This window comes from [Pseudopropionibacterium] massiliense (assembly GCF_900607225.1).
GTDB lineage: Bacteria > Actinomycetota > Actinomycetes > Propionibacteriales > Propionibacteriaceae > Arachnia > Arachnia massiliensis.
Map to the genome: position 1 here is coordinate 505858 of NZ_LR027842.1, position 7996 is coordinate 513853.

Annotated in this window: 8 protein-coding genes; 2 read left to right on the top strand and 6 right to left on the bottom strand. The window is 60.0% G+C overall.

Annotation, left to right across the window (positions count from 1 at the left end; translation table 11 throughout):
• Positions 1–814 precede the first annotated feature (814 nt).
• From E0E39_RS02160 to E0E39_RS02180, 5 genes are all read right to left on the bottom strand, one after another.
• Complete coding sequence (locus E0E39_RS02160; RefSeq protein WP_130873276.1) at positions 815–1459, bottom strand: hypothetical protein; 645 nt, start codon at positions 1457–1459, stop codon at positions 815–817.
• Between the two features lie 21 nt (positions 1460–1480).
• Positions 1481–2044 (bottom strand): CPBP family intramembrane glutamic endopeptidase, encoded by a 564-nt coding sequence (locus E0E39_RS02165; RefSeq protein ID WP_165444602.1) that lies wholly within the window; start codon positions 2042–2044, stop codon positions 1481–1483.
• A 1019-nt stretch (positions 2045–3063) separates the two neighbouring features.
• Entirely contained in the window at positions 3064–3666 is a 603-nt protein-coding gene (locus E0E39_RS02170; RefSeq protein WP_130873278.1) for an MBL fold metallo-hydrolase, read from the bottom strand.
• Between the two features lie 48 nt (positions 3667–3714).
• Positions 3715–4044: a winged helix-turn-helix domain-containing protein gene (locus tag E0E39_RS02175; RefSeq protein ID WP_130873279.1), complete on the bottom strand. Its 330-nt coding sequence runs from the start codon at positions 4042–4044 to the stop codon at positions 3715–3717.
• Positions 4041–4448 (bottom strand): hypothetical protein, encoded by a 408-nt coding sequence (locus E0E39_RS02180; RefSeq protein WP_130873280.1) that lies wholly within the window; start codon positions 4446–4448, stop codon positions 4041–4043. Before E0E39_RS02180 ends, E0E39_RS02175 begins: the two co-directional genes overlap by 4 nt.
• A 148-nt stretch (positions 4449–4596) precedes the next feature.
• Between E0E39_RS02180 and E0E39_RS02185 the strand changes: the two genes are divergently transcribed.
• Positions 4597–5757 carry a hypothetical protein gene (locus E0E39_RS02185; RefSeq protein ID WP_130873281.1) on the top strand — a complete coding sequence of 387 codons (1161 nt, stop codon included), beginning with the start codon at positions 4597–4599 and terminating at the stop codon, positions 5755–5757.
• 103 nt (positions 5758–5860) lie between these two features.
• On the opposite strand, the gene E0E39_RS02190 is transcribed toward E0E39_RS02185, so the two are convergent.
• Positions 5861–6460 (bottom strand): TetR/AcrR family transcriptional regulator, encoded by a 600-nt coding sequence (locus E0E39_RS02190; protein WP_165444603.1) that lies wholly within the window; start codon positions 6458–6460, stop codon positions 5861–5863.
• A 1285-nt stretch (positions 6461–7745) separates the two neighbouring features.
• Between E0E39_RS02190 and E0E39_RS02195 the strand changes: the two genes are divergently transcribed.
• On the top strand, positions 7746–7964 hold the full coding sequence (locus tag E0E39_RS02195) for an MbtH family protein (RefSeq protein ID WP_130873283.1): 219 nt from the start codon (positions 7746–7748) through the stop codon (positions 7962–7964).
• The last annotated feature ends 32 nt before the right edge of the window (positions 7965–7996 follow it).

Genomic DNA, 7996 nt, shown 5'->3' on the forward strand with positions numbered 1-7996 from the left:
CCGCCCCGAGGATGTGGATGATCGTAGAACCCTCCGGGAACACATGGGAGGTGTGTCCTGAACAATCGGGAACCGATGGCGCCTCAGCAGCGGCGGATCCTGGAGGGGACGCACCACCCGGATCCGTGGATGATCCTCGCCCCTGCCGTTGGGAAAGGAACATCTGAGGGGTTGTGTGATGTCTTTGATCGATCACAACCGACACCACACCCTGATGTGATGCGGGGTCTCCGTGCCCTCGGTTTCACGGTTTCGAAAGATGCACCTGTCATGCCGCACTCACCCTGGCAACCGACATGAAGATGTGTCTTCGTCTCGTCCTCGCTCCCCCGTAGGGAGCGGGGAACCCATCGAGAACACAGGCGGGCTGAATCTGTGAGTACCTACCCAAAGGCACCCGGATCACCACACATCAGCCCTACCACAGGCGCCATCGCTGAAGAGCTTGGGTGGACGCCCCAGAGCAGCCCTGGGGTGGCCCAACTCCACGCGAAGCATACGAACGCCTACTCGTTGCCTCCACCACTTGACACCAAGGGTGCTTTCTTCTTGTATTGAGACTTATTCACAGCCGTCCTCAAGCCTGCTCTGACTAGGGGTTTCACTGGTTGACGCGCGCCTGTGAATAAGCCTCATTCTTGGAGAATCCGACACTCATCATCCGAAATCGCGACCGTATCCACGCTTCTCAAGTATACGACAAACGCGGTGATGAAACCATCAAACAACGTCGGTCGCACGCCAGGAACCCGTATCGGCCACATGCCCAATCGACACGAATCTTATTTCATTCCCACTATACTTACGGGTGGGGTCAGATGACAATGGGCGCACCGCTATTAATTCTCACGGTTTCCAAAGCGGGATTCCGGAGGAGTCTCTCGGCGATCTCCTCGTTGCAGCCGATAATAGTGCTGGGGAGATCGATATCGGAAACGCACATGAAGGTTCCAGCCTCGTCCCATATAAGATCTGGTAGTATGTCTGGTTTCTCGCAATTTGTCAGATTCTCTTCGAGTGTTTGGGTCAAAGCCACCACGTAGTAGCTGCGGAGCATGCTTGGGATCTCAAGTTTGGATGCCTGCTTGGGTTTTGAGAAATTTCCCCAGCCATCCCACTGCCCAACCCATATTGTGGTCGGATTTTCCTCGAACAGGCACTTCAGAAGGGGCGCTCGAAAACTTACATCTTCGGGGCCGATGTCGGGTTCGCGATCCCACCCGTCTCCGGATGGACCGCTGTGTAGCTGTACTTTGGAGACATCGAACCAGCTCGCTGTAGCCAATTCGATGTCTGCTGAAGCAATCTCTTTCCACCTGACAGGGCGCCAAGAACCGTCTGAAGTCAAGCGCTCCGCTGGGTGCAGGATGCGTAAATGGAAGAGCCAGTTGGCTCCGACCATGGATGCCCAGGTGTTGTCATTCCGATAGGATTTGTTGGGTATCAGTATTTTGTTCATGATGCGATGCCATATCGAGTGCTAGCAGGTCAAACTTCCTAGGGTTATGGCGTTGACAATGATGTGGCTGAGCACGGGGAGTGTCAACGAACCTGTTTTATTGTACAACAAGGATAGAGCCAGGCCGTAAATCGTGGTGGAGGTTACGCCAATTAATCCGAAGGGGATGCCGGAGGACCAGTGCGCGAGTCCAAAAGTGATTCCCGACGCGGCTACTATTATCGACGACTCAAAATCTTCCAAGGTTCTAAACAGTGTTTTGCGGAAAATTATCTCCTCCATGAGTGCGTTAATAATAGAGGCGGTAAAGATTTGAAATGATACAGGGAGCCAAGGTGAATAACTTATCAGTAAAATCCTTGAACTTGCGTACCAGATCATGAACGTTGAGGCCAGGCATGTTATTCCTGCAGTTGTCAGAAGTGTCAGTGGCGTGTTCATCTTGTGCAATGAAGTAATCTTCACTTCTTTTGGGGCCTTCTTTCTGAAAGAGAGGGCTAGCTGAAGTAGAAGAATGGCAATGGGTGCGATATGCCAAGCCAGCCCTGCGGTGTTGAGAACTGCTCCTGCTGGGACGGAGGCCAAGAGTGCATTCGACCATGTCAAGCGTTTTCGTATTGTCAGTATCACTGATAACGTAATTGAAATAGCGGTTGCCCCCCAAGGGATCGGGGGGCAACCTATGAATCCTAGTGCAATGCTGGCTAGCCCTATGAGTCCAAATGTGACTCCAGGGCTCTTTTGCGGCACATCACCCACAAGGATTCTCTGTCGGATTAGAAACCATGGTTCCTGACTTTGTTTCGCCATCATAGGATGCTATCACGTGCGTTTTGTTCCGGAAGCTTCCCTTTGCGCATGGGGCTGCAACTTGGCGAGTTACTTGTTCCCCCGGGGTTGCGGTGAATGGCTCGATCTCTTGATGGGCGTATGTGCTCCACGTTCCGAGAAATCCTTGTTTCTCGATTTCAATGTACCCGCTCACATGAACGGCAGAACTGCAGGTAGCTCTAGACTTTGCCACCATGTCCGATGGTGTTCCTTTGGAGTTGTGAACATTGTTGGTGCTGAAATCACACCAAGCGGTGCCAACCCCTGCTGCGCACCCGCTCAACAACGGCATAGCGAAAAACGCTGCTGTGATTGCCAAAGGCGCGAATTTTTTTTGAGTATTTCTTGAGTTCGCTGTGCATGAACTTCCTCCTTGACGAGGTTTAGTGAGGCTTATTCACAGGGGGTACCGGTCAGCGCAATCCTCTGGTGGTCGTATCTTGGGAATTGCGGCGAGCTCTGATGGTTTCGACACGGACTGCTCCTTCGTCGCGGTCCGGCTCAACCAGCTTCGGAGAGGCTGTGAATGAACCTCATTCATGGTGGTTCACAAAACAAAATTCAGAAAGAATTTGATTGAATGATGCGCCACCCATGAACGTACCCCGATATCTAGTTGTCTGTCATGCTTTTCTTGTGGCTTTGACGTCAAGTGGCTATTGGACGATAATGTAGTCGCTTCGAGCGGGAGAGTCAAGGGTGTCCGAGGAGAAGATGTGCAGCTCTTCGTTTGCCCTTGTCAGGCTGGTTCGAGTGGCTGTCTGGGGTGGGCATCACCATCCCCGGGCGATCCACTCGTCCAGGTGCGGGCGTTCCTTCCCGATGGTGGTGGAGGGGCCGTGGCCCGTGTTGACGACGGTGTCGTCGGGCAGGGTGAGCAGGCGTTCCCGGATCGAGGTGATGATCCGGTCGAAGTCCGAGTACTCCCAACGGGTGGCCCCCGGGCCGCCCTCGAAGAGGGTGTCGCCGGTGAAGACCACCCCATCGGTGAGGAAGCACGTCGCTCCCGGGGTGTGTCCCGGGGTGCTGACCGCGCGCAGCGTGATCCCGGCGACCGTGAACTCGTCGCCGTCGTCGAGCGACCGGAACGCCTCGTGCGGGTGGGTCTCCCGCCACAGGAACTCGTCCGCGGGGTTCAGGTGGACGGGCGGATTGCCCATCAGGGCCGCGAAGGCCGGGGCGGCCGTCACGTGGTCCCAGTGCCCGTGGGTCAGCAGCACCGCCCTCACCTTCCGGTCGCCGACGGCGAGCGCGATGCGGTCGGGCTGGTGGGCCGGGTCGATGACGATCACTTCCCGGTCGTCGCCGAGGATCCAGGCGTTGTTGGTGAAGTCCGGTTGCCCGGGGGCCTCCGTGATCAGTTTCTCGATGTTCATACCACCCAGTCTGCCTGCTTGGCCGGATCGTTCCGGAGACCGCAGGGGTCAGGAGCCGTCACCCGGAGCGGCGAGGACGGAGTCCTCGGCGATGGCCCGCAGCGCCGCCAGGTGGGACTTCCACAGCGTGCGGCCCTTCGGGGTGAGGCTGAACCAGGTGCGGGGGCGTTTCCCGATGTAGCCCTTGCGGACGGCGACGATCCCGAGGCCCTCGAGCTGGCTGGCCTGGCGGGAGAGCACGGAGTCGGAGACCTGGATGTGGTTGCGCAGGGTGGCGAAGTCGATCTGCTCGACCCCGGCAAGTCCTGCCACCAGCGAGAAGCGAACCGGGTTGGTGAACTCGTCGACCAGCTTGTGGCGGGGGTGTTCGGTGCTCATCTGCGCGCCTCCACGAGAGCGCCGACGAAGCTGGTGACCGCGATCACCACCGCCAGCGGCACCCGGACCACGGCCGTGGGGAAGAGCATGGAGATGCCCCAGCACAGGGCCCAGACCGCCATGTAGACGCCCCAGCGGACTGCGAAACCGTTCTTGGCGACCTTCGCGAACGCGACCACGAGGATCATGGGTGCCAGGATCCAGACCATCATGCCGACGAAGGAGACGGCGTCGAAATCGGTGTCGCGGTTGGCCAGCAGGTACACGGAGGTGGCGGCACCCATGCTCATCTGGGTGGCTATCGTCGGCCACCCGGCGATGCCCCTGGTGCGGGTGAGGGCGGTCTCGGCCTGCCGCAGCATGTCTGTTGCCTCTTCGGGGGTGGGGTTCGGGTGATTGGTCATGTCGTCCTCCTGAAACTGTGCATCGACTGACGTCAGGTTAACAAATACTTTCCAGGTATGCAAGTACTTGTCTGGGCTGTGTCGGTCAGGTGGCCAGTTTTGATGTCAATCATCCGGTGGCGTGCCGCCCGCACGTATGGTCGGCCTCATGAGTCGAGAAGAAGCGATCAGGATCCTCGCGACGCATCCCGGGGTGGTCGAGGTGCTGGACGCGTCCCGGCCCGGGGAGCCGGACTCGGAGATGCTGATGCTGCGCCTCGAGGACGAGCAGGTGATCAGGATCGACCCCCGCCTGGCCGATCCCGTCCGCGCCGACGAGCCCGAGGCGGCCCGCGTTGCCCGTCTGCACCGTGCCGTGGACGTCGTGAGTGCCTCCGGGGATGCGGGCGGAATGGACCTCGAGACCGTCGTTCCGCTGGTTCGCAGCGCCGACTACTTCGTGCCGCAGGGGCAGCTGGCCCCCGCCGCGGTCGGATGGCTCACCGACTTCATCGGCTTCGGGCTGGCCATCGACGAACCCGAGACCTTGCGCATCGTCCCCGAGACGGAGCTGCCGGGCGATAGGATCGCGGAGTACGACATCGAGCTCCAGAGCAGGGCCATCGGGAACCTGCGCACCATGGAGGAGGCCATGGCCTTCTCCGAGATGGGACTCGGGCCCGATGTGCTGGTCCTGACCGCTCCGCCCGGGAACGAGGCGGCCTGGTTCGCGGATGCCGCGGCCATGGAGGAGCTCCTGGGAAGGCTCGGCGAGCGCACGGGCACCGCCTGGGCGGTGATCCCGGCGCGTCGCAACGACATCTTCCTGGTCAATGTCGCGACGGACCGCTGGGGTGACCTCCTCGACGATCTGGAAGAGGCCGCCCTTGCCCGCGACGGCATCCACCCGCTGCCCCATGTCGTGGCCAACCGGCGATGGCAGTTGAGCCTGCCGCCGAGGACCTCCCAGCTCGGGAGACGACTGCAACGGCTCAGGCAGCGCGCGGAGGGGCGTGTCTACAACGTCCTCAAGGAATCCGTTCAGCAGGAATACCCCCACCACGTGGCGGACTACGAGGACCTCTACGCACTCGACGACGAACTCTTCTCGATGGCCTTCGTCCCCGAGGGGGTGCCTGGCGCCAGCATCCCGCTGGTGGATGTGATCGCCTTCGAGCACGGGCACTCGGTCCTGGACGTTCCGTACGCCGAGGTCGCCACGCAGCTGCCCCACCTCGTCATGCCACATCCGGGCACGCACCCGCCACGCGTGATCATCGCCCATCCCTCGGAGGAGGACTACGCCAGGCTGCGGGGCCTGACCCTCTGAGAGGGATGAGCGATGCGGGGTACGGCGCGCCGCCGGGCGATCCCTGGTGCGTGGCCGCAGCGGTCACGGAGAGCGGGGATCCCCGCCGTCGAGGGGCCCGTTGTCAGGAGTCCGTCTCCGGACGGATGAGGAAGAGCGTCAGGGGGGTCAGGAGCGGGCGGATGCTGTACTTCCCGTAGCGGTTGAACTCGAAGTAGTAGAGCGCCTCGAAGAGGTCGAGGATGTGCTCCGTCGGCAGCACGAAGGAGATGCCGAGACGCTTCGTCAGGTCGTCCACGAAGTTGACCAGCGCCGGGCGGGTCTCGGTGTTGATCCGCTCCAGATGGCTGGCCAGCTTGGGGTTGCGCAGCGCCCGCATGCGGATCTCCAACAGGGTGATCGTCATCTCCCGGCTGGGGGAGAGGATCTTGAGGAAGCGCTCCAGGGCGGCATCGGCCACCAGGGCGATGTCCTCCCCGGAGGGTAGGCTCGCGACGGCTTCGGGCAGGCTGGCCTGTACGTCGTCGCGGTAGCGTTCGGCCACCGCGATGCACAGGTCGTCCTTGGATGTGAAATTTGAGTAGAACGCGCCTCGGCTGAATCCTGCGGCTTCGCACAGGTGTTCCACGCTGGTGGCGTCTATGCCTCGGGTGGCGAACTGGGTGATGGCAGCTTTGACCAAGCGACCAACAGTGGCCTCCCGCCGTGGCGTCAGGTCGGTCATGTTAAGCATTGTAGTGTCAACCTGAACCTCGCGGTGGCACCGAATCGCTGTCGGGGTGAATCCGTGTGGTTCGGGTGTCGGTTCGAACCGCGTGGCGACGGAGTCCTCGACGTCACCGTATCCCGGCGCGTGGTGGCCGATGGCGTCCGGGTTCGGGTCATCGGGCGCTTTCCGTCGGAGCCCGAGGGGAGCGGTCCGGTGCGAGTCGTGGGTTTCTCCCGCGAATCCTGTCGGGATTCCGCGAACGCAATTGTACGTCGAGATTGTACGTCGAGTTCGTATCGATGTGACGAAAGGTTTGGGGGAGCCCCGTCTTTGGATACATAACTTTTAGCCAGGGCGTTTCCGAGATGTTTTCGTGGCCGGCGACGCGGGATGGCTCGATGATAATATACGTCACCAGTTCGTAGGTTGATTCACGAAAGCGAATGAGCGGCAATGGCCTCGTGACAAGGGAAGGAAAACTTTCAACAACCTTCGGGCAGGTGGCGTTGGATTAATTTGTCGAATCGGGTTGCGCCATGCCGTATTGGTAATTATCATAAGTGGCCATGTGGCCTGTCCTGGGAGTCGCGATGTTCGCATCGCTGGGGATCTGCGGTGTGTCGTGGATCCCCGTTGCCGACTCTGCGTTCGATCGTGACCACTGGATGGCCGTCGTTGTTCTTCTTGGTGGTGTGCTTGCGGGGGTTCGGTGCCGTCACTCGACGTGCCGGGGCGGGTGCGGTCGAATCCGTGTCGACCGTGGTCGCTCGGGTATGTGCTGCTCTCGCAGGTGTCGAGGGAATTCGGATCGTCCAACGCGTTGCCTGAATGGTGTCCGTCCTGTTCGTGTCCGGGTGGCGCCCGCGTGTGGGTGGCCCCGGTGTGCAGGGCGAAGTGAGGTGGGTCATGGATGTTATGGATGTTTCCGTCGTTTTCGTTCACCCCGTGTTGCCCCGCGGGCGTCGGTTGGCTCCTGTGCGAGGGCTTCCGTCTCCTGATGCGGCGCCCGTGGCCCCGGGTCCTCCGGGTCCCGGGGCGGTTCGCGACCGTGCCGGGGCATCGCCGGCGGTGGCTGCCGTCCGCGCTGCTGTGACGGGTCCCCGAGTGAAACGTTCGAATTCTGGAGCAATGCTGTTCATGCGATGTTCCAAAATTCCCATTCCTCTCCTTCCGCTTGTCGTTCAATAGGATTTTCTTCGCGAATCCTGATTGCTTTCAAGTGGCGGTGATTCCGTGAGGAAACAGCGATTTTCGTGCGAATGCAGTCGTATTTCATATCATTTATCAACTGGAGCTTCCCATGAATCCTTTCGATGATCAAGACGCCGATTTCCTGGTTCTGGTCAATGCGGAAAACCAGCACTCGTTGTGGCCTGTTTTCGCTGATATTCCCTCCGGGTGGGTCAAGGTCGCCGGGCCGATGAAACAGAAAATCGCAATGGAATGGGTTGACTCCCACTGGACTGATATGCGGCCCGCCTCATTGATCAAGGAGATGGATTCTCGGTCCTCGTTCTGACCTCGAGTTCCATCCAATTCTGCATGCCCGTG